The following is a 13,283-nucleotide window of genomic DNA, read 5'->3' as shown; positions in this document are numbered from 1 at the left end:
AACCTTGGTTGGCGCTGTTCGGGCAACGTCTCAGCGCAGCAGCGCCACCACCACGCACACCGCCACAACCGCCATCGCAGGCCATTGCATCGGCAGGAAGAAGAAGTGATGCGGAGCATGCAGGCCATGTGCACGCGGCTTTCGATTGAGCACAAAACCCAGCACCGTATTGATTGCTGAGCCAAGGCCGAACGCCAGCAGGACCTGGCCGAGTGAAGTATTGCCGCGACCCACCACTGGATCCGGGAACAGGATGAGGATGAGCAGCACGGCAGCGATCGGTGTGAGCAGGATCAGCAGCCCCGCGCCTCGATAGATGAGCATGTGGTGGTGTCCATGAACGGCGGAGCATTCTGCGCTCATCGAGCCGGAATGCCAATGGATCGCTGACACATCGACTGCACGGAGACCGGTCGCATACGGACTGTATTGAGAAGCCTCGACCGCTGCGCCGGAAGGCATCACCCGACACCGAAGCGCTCAAGGCGTCTACCGTGTTCGCAGAAAGCCACCCACCCCGGATTCATGGGCACACAGAAATGCGGCACGCCCGGATCGCTGCTATCCAGATGTCTCGACGGCAATCGATCCGAAGCCCTCCAGGAGACTGATCATGGAAAGAGCACCACTACGATTCTTCAGCTGCCCTGCCCTGCTGTTTGGCGCGCTACTCGCGGCCAGCAGCATCCAGGACAGCCACGCGGCAGGCGTCCTCGTCTGCGACAACTGTCGTGACCCGCGCGCATTGGCGCTTTCCTCGGGTACGGGGCCGACCATCGTCGCCGACTTCCAGCAGCGCCGGATCCATGGTTTCGATGTGGAATACGATCGCGAGCTACGGCGCTATCGCGCAACAAGGGCGCAGATTCCCGGGCCAATCAACGCATCCTTCAATCGGATCATGGGCATGCTCGACAACAACGTGCCAACCGTACAGTTCGCGCCGCGGCAGCGGGCCGGAAGAGGAGTCCAGTACGAGGTTCATCCTGATGACCCGCAATACGCCAACGGCATAAGCTTCCCGGAAGAGCACAAGAACCTCAACGCCTACGATGTCGTTCAGATGGCCACTGAGCGATCAAGGCTGGAAGGTGACATCGGCAAGGCCTTCACGGGGGCGACAACATCGTCGGCCGCCTGGAACGGCATGGCAACATTCCTTTCCTCGATCGGCCTGAGCTTCGTCAGCAAGACCGTCGGCATTGACAGCGCCATCTATCGGATCACATGGCGCGATGGTTCAAAAACCACGCTGGTCATCACGCCTTCTGCGGTTGATCAAGCCCGCTATGTGCAAGGTGAAAGCCGTGACGCCAAGGGCAACAAGATTCCGGATGGTGCGGCAACCGATCCGGAGATGGCCCGGAGCTTCATCGGCAACTATCGCTTTGACGATGCCGGCGAGCTCGAACGATGGGTTGACTCCGCCCGGCTCTACGGCGTGACCATGCATCCGGGAATGCCACGGGAATCCCTTCAGATCGTCTGTGAATGGAATGGAAAGGATATCGTTTGCCGGTTGCCACGTTGACAGCGCAGAGGAAACGGGGCGGCAATCGCCGCCCCGTCGTGTCCATCAGCGCAGCCCGGTCTCGTTGCGTGCGATCACCAGGCGCTGGATTTCCGAGGTGCCTTCGTAGATCTCGGTGATCTTGGCATCACGGAAGTAGCGCTCCAGCGGCATTTCCTTGGAATACCCCATGCCGCCGTGGATCTGCACGGCCTGGTGGGTAATCCACATTGCCGCCTCAGAGGCGGTCAGCTTGGCAATGGCAGCCTCATTGCTGAAGCGCTTGCCCTGGCCCTTCACCCACGCCGCGCGCAGGGTCAGCAGCAGCGCTGCGTCCAGCTTGCACTTCATGTCGGCGATCTTGGCCTGGGTCATCTGGAAAGTGCCGATGGCCGCGCCGAACGCCTTGCGCTCCTTCACGTATTCCAGAGTCGCTTCATAGGCGGCACGGGCGATGCCGATGGCCTGCGAAGCGATGCCGATGCGGCCGGCATCGAGCACGCTCATGGCGATCTTGAAGCCCTCGCCTTCCTGGCCCAGCACGTCTTCGGCCCGCGCCACGTAATCGTTGAACTCGATCTCGCAGGTAGCCGAGGCGCGGATGCCCAGCTTCGGCTCGGTCTTGCCGCGGCCGAAGCCGGCCTTGTCGGTGTCGATGAGGAAGGCGGTGATGCCGCGTGCGCCCTTGTCCGGCTCGCTCATCGCGAACAGCACGATGTACTTTGCCACCGGGCCGGAGGTGATCCAGCTCTTCTTGCCATTGATGACAAAGGTGCCGTCTGCCTGCTTCACCGCGCGGCAGCGCATGGCCGTGGCGTCGGAGCCGGACTGCGGCTCGGTCAGCGCAAACGCGCCGATGGCCTCGCCCTCGGCGATGGCACGCACGTACTTCTGCTTCTGCTGCTCGGAACCGTGAGTGAGGATGCCGTTGCAGAACAGCGAGTTGTTGACGGACATGATCGTCGAATGGGCTGCGTCGGCGGCGGCGACCTCCACCATCGCCAGCACGTACGCGATCGGGTCCATGCCCGCGCCGCCGTATTCGGTCGGCACTTCGATGCCCATCAGGCCGTTCTCGCCCAACAGGCGAATGTTGTCCAGCGGGAACTCGCCGGTACGGTCATGATGCTCCGCGCTCGGGGCGATCTTCTCCTGCGCGATACGCCGCGCCACGTCCTGCAGCATCAACTGCTCTTCGGTAAAGCTGAAATCCACAACACCCTCCCGGGTACATGAAGTTATGGGCCGCATACGGCGCGCCCAGGTGCCTCGATTGTACCGGGGGCCGGCTGCTTCCGTACGCTGCCGACTTGACCGCGACAGGCCCTCTCGGCGAATATATCTCTATATCGCGATAGGTAGATGTTTATGGATCTGGAAGACTGGTCGACCCGCCTGAAGGTGTTCGCCGATGCCACTCGCGTCCGCCTGCTGGCGCTGCTGGAGCAGGAGGAACTGACCGTGGCCGAACTGTCGGCGATCACCCGGCTGGCGCAGCCGCGCGTGTCCACCCACCTGGCACGCCTGAAGGAAGCCGGCCTGGTCCGCGACCGCCGTGCTGGCGTGTCGGCGTACTACCGCTTCGACGAGGCCCAGCTGGACCCGGCGCAGCGTGCATTGTGGCATGCCTTGAGCAACGGAAGCGATGACCCGCTGCTGCGCCAGGATGCCGAACGCGTCGCCGCCGTGCTGGCGCACCGCGCCTCGGACCAGAACTGGGCCGACAGCGTGGCCGGCGACATGGAACGCCACTACTCACCTGGCCGCACCTGGGAGGCACTGGCGCGTACCGCGCTGCCGCTGCTGGAGACCGGCGACGTGCTGGATATCGCTTCCGGTGACGGCGTGCTGGCCGAACTGGTAGCCCCACATGCCAAGCGCTACATCTGCATCGACACCAGCGCGCGCGTGGTCGCCGCCGCCAGCGAACGCCTGCGCCGCCTGCCGAACGTGGAAGTGCGCGAGGGCGACATGCATGCACTGCCGTTCAAGGATGCCAGCTTCGATCTGGTCGTGCTGATGCACGCGCTGACCTACGCCAGCAAGCCGGCGCAGGCGGTGACCGAAGCCGCGCGCGTGCTGCGGCCCGGTGGCCGGCTGCTGCTGTGCAGCCTGGCGCGCCACGAGCACAAGGCCGCCGTGGAGGCCTATGGCCATGTCAACCTCGGCTTCAGCGACAAGGAGCTGCGCAGGTTCGTCGACAAGGCCGGCCTGCAGGTGTCCAGCCTGGAGACGGTCACCCGCGAGAAACGCCCGCCGCACTTTGAAGTGATTTCGCTGATCGCCAACAAGCCCTGAGCCCGAGACCGCCATGCCTGCCCTGCCTTGGTTGCATCCCGATCGTGCCAACGCGCTGCTCGACGCCCTGCGCGAGCGGATCCTGATCATCGACGGCGCGATGGGCACGATGATCCAGCGCCATGGCCTGCAGGAAGGCGATTACCGTGGCGAGCGCTTCGCCGATGGCTACGACCATGCGCATGGCCCCGGCTGTGGCCACGGCGTGCCCGAAGGCCATGATCTGAAGGGCAACAACGATCTGCTGCTGCTGACCCGGCCGCAGATCGTCGCCGACATCCATACCGCCTACCTGGAGGCAGGCGCGGATCTGGTCGAGACCAACACCTTCAATGCCACCTCGGTCAGCCAAGCTGACTACCACCTCGAGCACCTGGTGTACGAACTGAACAAGGCCGGTGCGGCCGTCGCGCGCGCCTGCTGTGACGCGGCGGAAGCGACCACGCCCGGCAAGCCGCGCTTCGTGATCGGGGTGATCGGCCCGACCAGCCGCACCGCCTCGATCAGTCCCGACGTGAACGATCCGGGCTTCCGCAACACCAGCTTCGACGAGCTTCGCGACACCTATCGCGAAGCCATCGAAGGCCTGATCGACGGCGGCGCCGACACGCTCATGGTCGAGACCATCTTCGATACGCTCAATGCCAAGGCCGCGCTGTATGCGCTGGAAGAGGCCTTTGATGCACGTGGCGCGCGGTTGCCGGTGATGATCTCCGGCACCATCACCGACGCGTCGGGGCGCACCTTGTCCGGACAGACTGCCGAAGCCTTCCACGCCTCGCTGGCGCATGCGCGACCGCTGTCGATCGGCCTGAACTGCGCGCTGGGTGCCGATGCGATGCGCCCGCATGTGGAAACCCTCTCGCAGGTCGCCGACTGTTACGTCAGCGCCCACCCCAACGCCGGCCTGCCCAACGCGTTCGGCGAGTACGACGAAACCCCTGAAGAGATGGCCACCACCCTGCGGGGCTTCGCCGAGGATGGCCTGTTGAACCTGGTCGGTGGCTGCTGTGGTTCCACCCCCGACCATATCCGCGCGATCGCCCAGGCCGTGGCCGGGCTGGCACCGCGTGCCCTGCCGGGCGCACGGGAGCAGCACGCCGCATGAGCAGCACGCCTCTCACCCGCCTGTCCGGCCTGGAACCGCTGGTCATCACCCCGGACCTGCTGTTCATCAACGTCGGCGAACGCACCAACGTCACCGGCAGTGCGCAGTTCCGCAAGCTCATCAAGGAAGGCCGCTACGAAGAAGCGGTGGACGTGGCCCGCCAGCAGGTGGCCAGCGGTGCGCAGATCCTCGATGTGAACATGGACGAGGGCCTGATCGACTCGGAAGCGGCGATGACCCGCTACCTGAACCTGATCATGTCCGAGCCGGACATCGCGCGCATCCCGGTGATGGTCGACTCCTCCAAGTGGAGCGTGATCGAGGCCGGCCTGAAATGCCTGCAGGGCAAGAGCGTGGTCAACTCGATTTCGCTGAAGGAAGGCGAGGCGCTGTTCCGCGAGCACGCGCGCAAGGTGCTGCGCTACGGTGCTGCTGCGGTGGTGATGGCGTTCGACGAAAACGGGCAGGCCGACACCTGCGCGCGCAAGGTCGAAATCTGTACCCGTGCCTACCGCATCCTGGTCGACGAGATCGGTTTCCCGCCGCAGGACATCATCTTCGACCCGAACATCTTCGCCGTCGCTACGGGCATCGAAGAGCACGACAACTATGCAGTGGACTTCATCGAAGCCACCCGCATCATCAAGCAGACCCTGCCGCACTGCCACGTCTCCGGCGGCGTCTCCAACGTCTCGTTCTCCTTCCGCGGCAACGAAACGGTACGCCAGGCCATCCACTCGGTGTTCCTGTACCACGCGATCGCCGCCGGCATGGACATGGGCATCGTCAACGCCGGCGCGATGCCGATCTACGACGACCTGGAGCCGGACCTGCGCGAGCGCGTCGAGGACGTGATCCTCAACCGCCGAAGCGATGCCACCGAGCGTCTGCTGGAGATCGCCGAGCGCTACAAGGGCAAGAAGGGCGCGGCGAAGACCGAAGACCTGGCCTGGCGCGAAAAGCCGGTGGCACAGCGTTTGGCGCATGCCCTGGTACACGGCCTGGATGCCTTCGTCGAGGAAGACACCGAACTGGCCCGGCAGGCCTCCAGCCGCCCGCTGGATGTGATCGAAGGCCCGCTGATGGACGGCATGAACATCGTCGGCGACCTGTTCGGCGCCGGCAAGATGTTCCTGCCACAGGTGGTGAAATCCGCGCGCGTGATGAAGAAGGCCGTGGCCTACCTGCTGCCCTACATCGAAGCGGAAAAGGCGCGCAGCGGTGACACCGCCAAGAGCAACGGCAAGATCATCATGGCTACGGTGAAGGGCGATGTGCATGACATCGGCAAGAACATCGTCGGCGTCGTACTGGCCTGCAACAACTTCGACGTGGTCGACCTCGGCGTGATGGTGCCGGCGCAGAAGATCCTCGATGCCGCCCGCGAGCACAACGCCGACCTGATCGGCCTGTCCGGGCTGATCACCCCGTCGCTGGAGGAGATGAGCCACGTTGCCCGCGAGATGGAGCGCCAGGGCTTCGACCTGCCGCTGCTGATCGGGGGTGCGACCACATCGCGTGCGCACACCGCGCTGAAGATCGACCCGCACTACAAGGCGCCGACGGTATGGGTGAAGGATGCATCGCGCGCGGTTGGCGTTGCGCAGTCGCTGATCTCGCGTGATCTGCGCGAGGCCTTCGTTGCCGCCAACGAAGCCGACTATGCCGAAATCCGCGCGCGCCACCGCAACCGGGGCGACGCCAAGCGCCTGGTCACGCTGGAACATGCGCGCGGGCAGAAATTCCAGGGCGGCTGGGACAGTTACACGCCACCGGCACCGAATCAGCCCGGCCTGCACGTGTTCGACGACTATCCCCTGGCCGAACTGGTCGACTACATCGACTGGACGCCGTTCTTCCAGGCCTGGGAGCTGGCCGGCAAGTTCCCGGCGATCCTCACCGACGAGATCGTCGGCACCCAGGCCAGCGAGCTGTACAAGGATGCCCGTGCGATGCTCGAGCGCATCGTCGGCGAGAAGTGGCTGACGGCCAAGGCCGTGTTCGGCCTGTGGCCGGCCAACAGCATCGGCGACGATGTCCGCGTGCAGCACGCACAGGGCGAAACCACCCTGCACTTCCTGCGCCAGCAGGTGGACAAGCCAGCCGAACGCCCGGATTTCTGCCTGGCCGATTTCATTGCACCGGCCGACAGCGGAAAGCAGGACTGGATCGGCGCGTTCGCGGTCACTGCCGGTATCGGCATCGACACCCACGTCGCGCGCTTCGAGGCCGAGCATGACGACTACAACGCGATCCTGCTGAAGGCCCTCGCCGACCGCTTCGCCGAGGCACTGGCCGAGCGCCTGCACCAGCGCGTGCGTACAGAATTCTGGGGCTACGACCGCGCCGAGACGCTGGACAACGAAGCCTTGATCGACGAGCAGTACCGCGGCATCCGTCCGGCGCCGGGCTACCCGGCCTGCCCCGAGCACAGCGAGAAGCGCCGCCTGTTCGACCTGCTGCAGGCTGAGAAGAACGCTGGCATGGAACTGACCGAGAGCTTCGCGATGTTGCCCACGGCCGCTGTCTCCGGCTACTACTTCAGCCATCCGCAGAGCCAGTACTTCGTTGTCGGACGGCTCAGCCGCGAACAGGTCACCGACTATGCCCGGCGCAAGGGCGTGGACCGCGGCCAGGCCGAACGCTGGCTGGCCTCCAATCTCGACTACGACCCCGAATGAGGCGGTAGCGCCGGGCCATGCCCGGCGTCATCTCCCGTCCGCCGGGCATGGCCCGGCGCTACCGTGCATTATTCCCGCGATGACCGTTCCCGTTGCCCGCCTCTCAAGTTTCTACTTGTTCTACTACGCGGCGCTCGGCGCGTTCACGCCGTACTGGAGCCTGTTCCTGACCGCGCGCGGGATGAGCGTGACCGCGATCAGCGTGATGATGGGCCTGTGGTACGCCACCCGCGTGATCGCACCCAGTGCCTGGACCTCGCTGGCGGCCGCATCACCGCGACCGATCCGCCTACTGCGCGTCGGCTGCGTGCTGACCCTGCTCAGCTTCGCCGCCTTCCTGCTGCCCCTGCCGCAGCCGTGGATGTACCCGGCGATGATCGTGTTCTGCTTCTTCTACAACGCGGTGATGCCGCAGTTCGAGTCGATCACCCTCACCCACCTGGGCAACGACAGCCATCGCTACGGGCTGATCCGGGTCTGGGGCTCGCTCGGTTTCATCGCCGTGGTCACCCTGTTCGGCTGGCTGATCGAAGGCGATGGCGCCGGCAGCCACGCCGGATTGTTGCCCTGGATGATGCTGCCCCTGTTCGTGCTGCTGGTTGCCTCGGCCTTCAGCAACCACTACGCGCGCGACATCGGCAGGACGGCGGGGGATGCCAGCGGCTTCTGGCAGATCGTGCGCCGACCGCCGGTGCTGGCGTTCTTCCTGGCCGCGTTCATGGAGCAGCTGTCGTTCGGCCCGTACTACACGTTCTTCTCGGTCTACATGGACCATCACGGTTACCGTACCTCCACCCTGGGCCTGCTGTGGACCATCGGCGTGGTCTTCGAAGTGGGCGTGTTCTTCACCATCGGCCGCTTCTTCCGCCACTACGACGCCAGCTGGATGCTGCTGATCGCACTGGTCAGTTCCTGCCTGCGCTGGGCCGTGACCGCATTGTTCCCGGAGAACCTGCCGGTAATGCTGCTGGCGCAGACCGCGCACGCGCTGGGCTTTGCCGCGTTCTTCGCGGCGGCGATGCAGATGCTGGCGACCTACTTCCCCGGTCGTCTCAATGGCCACGGCCAGGGACTGCTCTATGGATTCTCGTCGGGTGTCGGCGGGGTGCTGGGCGCGCTTATTGCCGGCCAGCTGTGGAAGATCGACGATGGCCGCACCGCGTTCCTGGCGGGTAGCGGGTTTGCCCTGATCGGCGCCCTGCTCTGCTTCTTCGCGCTGAGCCTGCCGCTGATACGCGCGCGCCGGACCCACGGCGCACACTGACAACGCTCCGGTTCAGCGCTGCAGCAACACCTGCTGCAGCGAAGGCAGCAGCACGCGGTTGCCATGCGCGCTGAGATGATCGCCATCGAAGAACAGCGGGCGGCCATCGCGCTGCGCGGGACATAGCGCGTCGTCGCACAGCACCGGCAGCGGGTCCCACAGCACGCCCCCCGGCAGTCCATCGACCACCTGCCGCAGGCTGCCCAGCATGGGTGCCCGCAACGTTTCCATCGCGACGCGCGTGCTGTCCAGCCCGTTGCGGCAGACCTCATTGCGCGCATTGAAGCGGTCCGAGCAGCGATAGGGGGGCGCCGGCAGCACCGGTTTGGGTGCCTCCAGCACGATGCGCACACCGCGCTCGGCCAGAGGCTTCCACTGCTTGATCGCCTCGGCCGCTTCGGCCTCACGCCCTGCCGTGGCCTCCGCTGTCAGTTCGCCCGCCAGCTGCGCCTGCGCATCGAACAGCACGAACTGATCGGACAGGCGCGGCACCCGCAGCGATACCAGAACCACGGCGTCCCCCGGCTGCGCGCGCTGCGCGATGTCGGCAAACACCGCTGCGTCGAAATCGGTGCAACCGGCCCCGGCACCGCGCCACTTCTGCAGGCTCACCTGCGGGCATCCGCCACGGCCATAGAGGGAGACCTCAGAGCCGGTTTCCAGCGCCAGGCGCTGCAGCAGCTCGATGTAGGCCATCGCATGCGAATCGCCGGCAACAAACACCCGCTTCGGCGCACCGGCCGGCAGCGGACGGTCGCAGTTTCCACGGGTAAAGGTGCGCGCACTGCCGCCTTCGAATCGATGCTTCGCGGCCACCAGAGCACAATCGGGATAATCACCCGCCACACTCTCGCCATTGGGATACCAATCGGCTGGATGCCGGCTGACGGTACTCAGCGACAGCCGCGGTGCCTGCAGGTAGAGCAATGCCTGGATGCCGGCGGCGCACAGCAGTACGACTGCGCCGCTCAGCACCCACCGGCCTGGACGCAGGCGCTGCGACAACGGGCCGCGGAAGGGTTGCTCGACCCAGCGCCACGATACCCAGGACAGCAGCAGCACCAGCACCATCGCAGCGATCATCTGCGGTGGTGTCCGCAGGCCCACGGTCCAGCGCATCAGCACGAACACCGGCCAGTGCCACAGATACAGCGAGTACGACAGCAGGCCAATGCGGCGCATCGGAGCGCTGGCGAGCAGCCGCGCCACCCATGCCTGCGGATGATGATGCAGCGTCCAAAGCAGGCCTGCGGTGGCGAAGGCCGGCAGCAGGCCGTCAGGCCACGGCGAGCGCCCGGCACGCGAGGACCATAGAGCCCACCCCAGCAGGGCCAGCGCCATCATGGCCAGCAGGGAAAACACCGGCGCAGCGCGCTTCAGTGCCTGACGGGTTGCGGGGTCCAGCGATTGCCGCACGTGCAGCAGCTGGAACAGCAGCACGCCCACGCCCAGTTGCCAGAGACGGGTGCTGGTGGCGTAGAACGCCCACGATGGCGGCGCCTCGCGCAGACCCAGCACCGCAGCGTGCAGCAGCGATGCCATGCTGACCAGTGTGAACAGGCCCAGGCTGATCCAGCGCCCGCGCGCGCCACGTGCCCAGGCCAGGAACAGCAACGGGAACAGCAGGTAGAACTGCTCTTCCACACCCAGCGACCAGGTATGGGTGTAGGGATTGAATTCGGCCTTGGGCGCGAAGTAATCGTTGCCGATCGCCGCCAGCACCCAGTTGCTGAATCCGAACAACGCCATCAGCCCCGTCTTGTCGCTGGCTTCGCTGAGCCACGACTCAGGAATGAACAGCACGCTCGCCACAGCGGTCAGCAACACGCACGCCAGCAGCGCCGGTGCGATACGACGGATGCGGCGCGCATAGAAGCGCAGCATCGACTGCCCCAGCGACAGCGGCGGCAGCCGATGTACCGACGCGCTGACCACGAAACCGGAGATGACGAAGAACACGTCCACGCCGGTGAACCCGCCCGGCAACCAGCCCGGGTCCAGATGGAACACGATGACAGCCAGCACGGCGATCGCGCGCAGGCCGTCAATGTGCGGCACGTAGCCGCGGCTTGGATCAGCGGTCATCCCTTCCCCCGCGGCCGCGGGGGCAACGCGCCCACGGCGATCACGCGTTTACCAGACCAGGTCGTCCGGCACCTGGTACTGCGGGTCCGCGTACGGATCTTCCTCGGCCGGCGCATTCGGATCGACCTTCAGCGCCACCGACGGGGCGAACACTGCCTCGCACTGTGCCAGCACCTCGGCGGTCACCAGCAGGTAGCGGCCGTTGAGCTGGACCACGCCCAGTTCACCCGCATTGAGCGCGGTCAGCTGTTCGGCGGTCACGTAGATGCGCTTGATCTTGCCGCCGTACGGGAAGTGGCGGGCAATGTCCGCCTCCTCGGCATTGAGGCTTTTGCCCTGCAGCAGCGCTTCCAGCTTGGCCTTCGCCTCACGGCGCACGCGTGCTTCTTCCTGCTTCAGGCGCTCGGCCTCGATGCGCTCTTCCTTCTCCCGCTGCGCACGGATCGCATAGGCCTTGGCCAGGTCCATCTCTTCGGCGCTGCGCGGCTTGCGCGGCCCCTGCTGCCCTTGGCCACCACGCGCCTGCCCACCGGGCTTGCCCGCCCCACCATGGCCATGCCCGCGACGCTCGCCGGGCTTGTGCTCGCCCTTGCCTGCGCCCTGCGGCTTTGCATTGCCGTTGCCACCCTTGCCCTGCGGGCGGCCGTCACGGCGGGGGCCATCATTCTTGCGCTCGGGCTTGGGCGCGGGCTTGAAGCCCAGGCCCATCAGCTGGTCGCGGAGGGTATCGCTCATAGGATTCGGATCAGTAGTGCGGCGGCGGCGGTTCGCTCGCCGGATCGGAAGAATTCAGTGCGTTGCGGACCTTGCCCAGGTCCTCCAGCAGGACGCGCAGCACATCGGCATTGCGCATGCCCTGCATGCGGGCATCAGCCAGCGCATCGCTCAACTCGGCCAGCGCCTGTTCCTGGAAGGACACGCGCATCTCCAACTCGACCAGGCGCGCTTCCAGCGCCTGCTCGCGTTCGGTCGGTAGATCAGACATGCAGCGAACGCCCCCGGCCGATGCCGTAGTACGCCAGGCCGGCGGCTTCCACTTCGGCCGGCTCATAGAGGTTGCGGCCGTCGAACACCACCGCGTCCTTCAGCTGCTCGCGCAGCTTCTGGAAATCGGGACTGCGGAACTGCTTCCACTCGGTCACCACGACCAGGGCATCCGCGCCCTGCAGCGCTTCGTCAGCATTGCTGCAGAACACCAGGTCATCGCGTTCGCCGAAGATGCGCTGCGATTCGTGCATTGCTTCCGGATCGTAGGCACGCACCGTGGCACCGCCTTCCCACAGCTGCGCCAGCAGGCGACGGCTGGAGGCTTCACGCATGTCATCAGTGTTCGGCTTGAAGGCCAGGCCCCACACGGCGAAGGTCTTGCCGCGCACCCCTTCGTCCTCGCCCTTGTCGTAATGACGCTGGATGAGGGCGAACAGATGGCCCTTCTGTGCATCGTTGACCGCTTCCACTGCATTGAGCAGCTTCGGCTCCAGGCCATGCTGCTGGGCCGTACGGGCCAATGCCTGCACGTCCTTCGGGAAGCACGAGCCGCCGTAGCCGGCGCCCGGGTAGATGAAGTGCCAGCCGATGCGCGGGTCCGAGCCGATACCCTGGCGGACCTGCTCGACGTCGGCACCGACGCGTTCGGCAATGTTGGCGATTTCGTTCATGAATGAAATCTTGGTTGCCAGCATCGCATTGGCGGCGTACTTGGTCAGCTCGGCCGAACGCACGTCCATCTCGACCACGCGGTCGTGGTTGCGGTTGAACGGCGCGTACAGGCGGCGCATTACCGCTACCGACTCATCGCTGGTCGCACCGATGATGATGCGGTCCGGGCGCATGCAATCGGCGACTGCGTCGCCTTCCTTCAGGAATTCCGGATTGGACACCACGTCGAAGGTGATGTCCGCGCCACGCGCGGCCAGCTCTTCGGCAATGGCGGCGCGCACCTTGTCGGCGGTACCCACCGGCACCGTCGACTTGTTGACCACCACGGTGGGCACGCTCATGTGCCGGCCGATGGTACGGGCAACGGCCAGCACGTACTGCAGATCGGCGCTGCCATCCTCGTCCGGCGGGGTACCCACGGCGATGAACACTACCTGGCCATGCGCGATCGCCGACGCGGCATCGGTAGTGAATGCCAGCCGCGACGCGGCGTGGTTGGCCTTCACCATCGGCTCCAGGCCAGGCTCATAGATGGGAATGACGCCCTGGTTGAGGCCATCTACCTTGGCCTGGTCGATATCGACGCAGACCACCTGATGACCGACATCGGCCAGGCAGGTACCGGTCACCAGTCCAACGTAACCCGTACCAAAAATCGCAACGCGCATATCCGTATTC

11 protein-coding genes are annotated in these 13,283 nt (G+C 65.5%); 5 read left to right on the top strand and 6 right to left on the bottom strand.

What is annotated here, in order from left to right; translation table 11 throughout:
- Window positions 1-30: 30 nt before the first annotated feature.
- Window positions 31-324 carry a hypothetical protein gene (locus AC5P7R_RS18210; RefSeq protein ID WP_019660388.1) on the bottom strand — a complete coding sequence of 98 codons (294 nt, stop codon included), beginning with the start codon at window positions 322-324 and terminating at the stop codon, window positions 31-33.
- Between the two features lie 289 nt (window positions 325-613).
- Between AC5P7R_RS18210 and AC5P7R_RS18205 the strand changes: the two genes are divergently transcribed.
- Window positions 614-1,531 carry a hypothetical protein gene (locus AC5P7R_RS18205; protein WP_021202720.1) on the top strand — a complete coding sequence of 306 codons (918 nt, stop codon included), beginning with the start codon at window positions 614-616 and terminating at the stop codon, window positions 1,529-1,531.
- Window positions 1,532-1,576: 45 nt separating this feature from the next.
- Here AC5P7R_RS18205 and AC5P7R_RS18200 read toward each other — a convergent pair whose 3' ends face one another.
- Window positions 1,577-2,725, bottom strand: coding sequence for an acyl-CoA dehydrogenase family protein (locus AC5P7R_RS18200; protein WP_021202719.1), 1,149 nt, complete (start codon window positions 2,723-2,725; stop codon window positions 1,577-1,579).
- 153 nt (window positions 2,726-2,878) lie between these two features.
- Here AC5P7R_RS18200 and AC5P7R_RS18195 point away from each other — a divergent pair, with 153 nt between their 5' ends.
- From AC5P7R_RS18195 to AC5P7R_RS18180, 4 genes are all read left to right on the top strand, one after another.
- Window positions 2,879-3,808 carry an ArsR/SmtB family transcription factor gene (locus tag AC5P7R_RS18195; protein WP_019660391.1) on the top strand — a complete coding sequence of 310 codons (930 nt, stop codon included), beginning with the start codon at window positions 2,879-2,881 and terminating at the stop codon, window positions 3,806-3,808.
- Between the two features lie 13 nt (window positions 3,809-3,821).
- Window positions 3,822-4,916, top strand: a complete 1,095-nt coding sequence (locus AC5P7R_RS18190; protein ID WP_495214125.1) for a homocysteine S-methyltransferase family protein — start codon at window positions 3,822-3,824, stop codon at window positions 4,914-4,916.
- Complete coding sequence (metH, locus tag AC5P7R_RS18185) at window positions 4,913-7,597, top strand: methionine synthase (protein ID WP_134735626.1); 2,685 nt, start codon at window positions 4,913-4,915, stop codon at window positions 7,595-7,597. The genes AC5P7R_RS18190 and metH overlap by 4 nt, the downstream gene beginning before the upstream one ends.
- 79 nt (window positions 7,598-7,676) lie before the next feature.
- A complete protein-coding gene (locus AC5P7R_RS18180) occupies window positions 7,677-8,861 on the top strand; it encodes an MFS transporter (RefSeq protein ID WP_478418770.1) in 1,185 nt (394 codons plus the stop codon).
- Window positions 8,862-8,873: 12 nt separating this feature from the next.
- On the opposite strand, the gene AC5P7R_RS18175 is transcribed toward AC5P7R_RS18180, so the two are convergent.
- Genes AC5P7R_RS18175 through AC5P7R_RS18160 form a run of 4 tightly spaced genes read right to left on the bottom strand, consistent with a single transcriptional unit; the run spans window position 8,874 to window position 13,273 of the window.
- On the bottom strand, window positions 8,874-10,946 hold the full coding sequence (locus tag AC5P7R_RS18175) for an acyltransferase family protein (protein ID WP_134730879.1): 2,073 nt from the start codon (window positions 10,944-10,946) through the stop codon (window positions 8,874-8,876).
- 48 nt (window positions 10,947-10,994) lie between these two features.
- A complete protein-coding gene (locus AC5P7R_RS18170) occupies window positions 10,995-11,681 on the bottom strand; it encodes a DUF2058 domain-containing protein (RefSeq protein ID WP_021202714.1) in 687 nt (228 codons plus the stop codon).
- 10 nt (window positions 11,682-11,691) lie between these two features.
- Entirely contained in the window at window positions 11,692-11,931 is a 240-nt protein-coding gene (locus AC5P7R_RS18165; protein ID WP_019660397.1) for a SlyX family protein, read from the bottom strand.
- Window positions 11,924-13,273 (bottom strand): UDP-glucose dehydrogenase family protein, encoded by a 1,350-nt coding sequence (locus AC5P7R_RS18160; protein ID WP_019660398.1) that lies wholly within the window; start codon window positions 13,271-13,273, stop codon window positions 11,924-11,926. The genes AC5P7R_RS18165 and AC5P7R_RS18160 overlap by 8 nt, the downstream gene beginning before the upstream one ends.
- Window positions 13,274-13,283: the final 10 nt, after the last annotated feature.

This window comes from Stenotrophomonas sp. YJH_SMC_27, assembly GCF_059369815.1.
Note: the sequence above shows the minus strand (reverse complement) of the source record. Positions and strands in the feature narration are given on the sequence as shown.

Bases quoted from the DNA above. Each gene is read 5' to 3' on its own strand.
- AC5P7R_RS18210 (WP_019660388.1), bottom strand. From the start codon at position 324: ATGCTCATCTATCGAGGCGCGGGGCTGCTGATCCTGCTCACACCGATC.
- AC5P7R_RS18205 (WP_021202720.1), top strand. From the start codon at position 614: ATGGAAAGAGCACCACTACGATTCTTCAGCTGCCCTGCCCTGCTGTTT.
- AC5P7R_RS18195 (WP_019660391.1), top strand. From the start codon at position 2,879: ATGGATCTGGAAGACTGGTCGACCCGCCTGAAGGTGTTCGCCGATGCC.
- AC5P7R_RS18190 (WP_495214125.1), top strand. From the start codon at position 3,822: ATGCCTGCCCTGCCTTGGTTGCATCCCGATCGTGCCAACGCGCTGCTC.
- metH (WP_134735626.1), top strand. From the start codon at position 4,913: ATGAGCAGCACGCCTCTCACCCGCCTGTCCGGCCTGGAACCGCTGGTC.
- AC5P7R_RS18180 (WP_478418770.1), top strand. From the start codon at position 7,677: ATGACCGTTCCCGTTGCCCGCCTCTCAAGTTTCTACTTGTTCTACTAC.
- AC5P7R_RS18175 (WP_134730879.1), bottom strand. From the start codon at position 10,946: ATGACCGCTGATCCAAGCCGCGGCTACGTGCCGCACATTGACGGCCTG.
- AC5P7R_RS18170 (WP_021202714.1), bottom strand. From the start codon at position 11,681: ATGAGCGATACCCTCCGCGACCAGCTGATGGGCCTGGGCTTCAAGCCC.
- AC5P7R_RS18165 (WP_019660397.1), bottom strand. From the start codon at position 11,931: ATGTCTGATCTACCGACCGAACGCGAGCAGGCGCTGGAAGCGCGCCTG.
- AC5P7R_RS18160 (WP_019660398.1), bottom strand. From the start codon at position 13,273: ATGCGCGTTGCGATTTTTGGTACGGGTTACGTTGGACTGGTGACCGGT.